Source organism: Roseateles sp. P5_B10 (assembly GCF_056400485.1).
In genome coordinates, this window is sequence record NZ_JBFULE010001070.1 from 1 (window position 1) to 1,511 (window position 1,511).

A 1,511-nucleotide genomic window follows, 5' to 3' on the forward strand; every position below is an offset into this window, starting at 1 on the left:
CCCAAGGGTGGCCCGCAAGGACCTGCTGAGCCTGCCGTTGGCTCGCGGCCATGGTGCGGCGCCCTGGCCGCCCTTCAAGGAACCAGACCCCTTTCCTTGTGAACAAGTTCAGTCAACGACTCGCCGCACTTTGCGTCCCTGCGGTCGGCTTGGCAGGTTGCGGCGGCAACAGCGCAGGCAGCGACACGACGCCCCCGCCGTCGGCGGCGGGTCGCCGGCCCAGGCCAGCGCTTTCGAATGGAAATCCGGCGAGCCCCTGATCCAGCCGCCGGCTGAGGCGAGCCGCCCTATCGGCTGGGCTTGATCGTCGCCACCGCCCCCAACGCCATCAGCGAGTTGTGCACGAAATGAACAGCCGCGGCTGCAGGAGCCAATGCCTGCTCCGTGATCAGCGCCGCCGCGCCATAACAGTCAACGAACCACACATCTTTTCCGCCATGAAGTACAGCAAACAGCTCACCGTTCTCTCCATCGTCACCGCGACCCTGGTGGCGGGCTGTGGCGGCGGTGGTGGCGACGCCCCTGCCCCTGCACCTGCACCTGCCCCTACACCTGCGCCGGCGCCTGCGCCTTCGGCTGCGCAGGGGCCTTGCGACATCTACGCCGCCGGCGGCACGCCGTGCGTCGCGGCGCACAGCACGACGCGGGTCCTGCTCTCGACCTATACGGGTCCGCTGTACCAGGTCCTCAGGCAATCGGACAATGCGACGCTCGACGTCACCGCCCTTTCCAGCGGCATCGCCAACGCGGCGCTGCAGGACGCCTTCTGTGCGGGCACGACCTGCCTGATCAGCGTCATCTACGACCAATCGGGGCGCAACAACCACCTCACGCAGGCGCCCCCCGGCTTCTTCAAGGGGCCGGCGGCCGGCGGCTACGACAATCTCGCTGTCGCCAACGCGGCGCCGTTGACGCTCTCGGGCCAGAAGGTCTATGGCGTCTTCATCCCACCAGGAACCGGCTACCGCAACAACGCCACCAATGGCATCGCGGTGGGCGACCAGCCCGAAGGCATGTACGCGGCCCTCGACGGGTGGCATTTCAACTCGGCATGCTGCTTCGACTACGGCAATGCCGAGCCGAGCGGGAACGACACCGGCAATGGCCACATGGAAACGATCTACTTCGGCAACCAGTCCGCCTGGGGCACCGGAGCAGGCCCGGGCCCCTGGATCATGGCGGACCTGGAGAACGGCCTGTTCTCGGGCCGCGACCCGCACCTCAACGCGAATGACCCCACGATCACCAGCCGATTCGTCACGGCCATCGTCAAGGGTGAGCCGAACCACTGGGCCATCCGCGGCGGCAACACACAGGCCGGCTCGCTGTCGACCTTCTATGACGGCGTGCGCCCGAGCGGGGGGTATACGACCATGAGCAAGGAGGGTGCGATCGTCCTGGGCATCGGCGGCGACAACAGCAACGGGGGGCGGGGGACGTTCTACGAGGGCGCGATGACGTCGGGCTATCCGTCGGACGCGACCGAGAACGCCGTCCAGGCCAATCTGGTC

The 1,511-nt window shown here is 67.6% G+C and carries 1 protein-coding gene; it reads left to right on the forward strand.

Features of this window, described 5'->3' with window-relative positions; genetic code table 11:
* Nucleotides 1–347 precede the first annotated feature (347 nt).
* Nucleotides 348–1,511, forward strand: a 1,164-nt coding sequence (locus tag AC1DU6_RS30885) for an arabinofuranosidase catalytic domain-containing protein (protein ID WP_477861923.1), incomplete at its 3' end; no start/stop codon positions are given.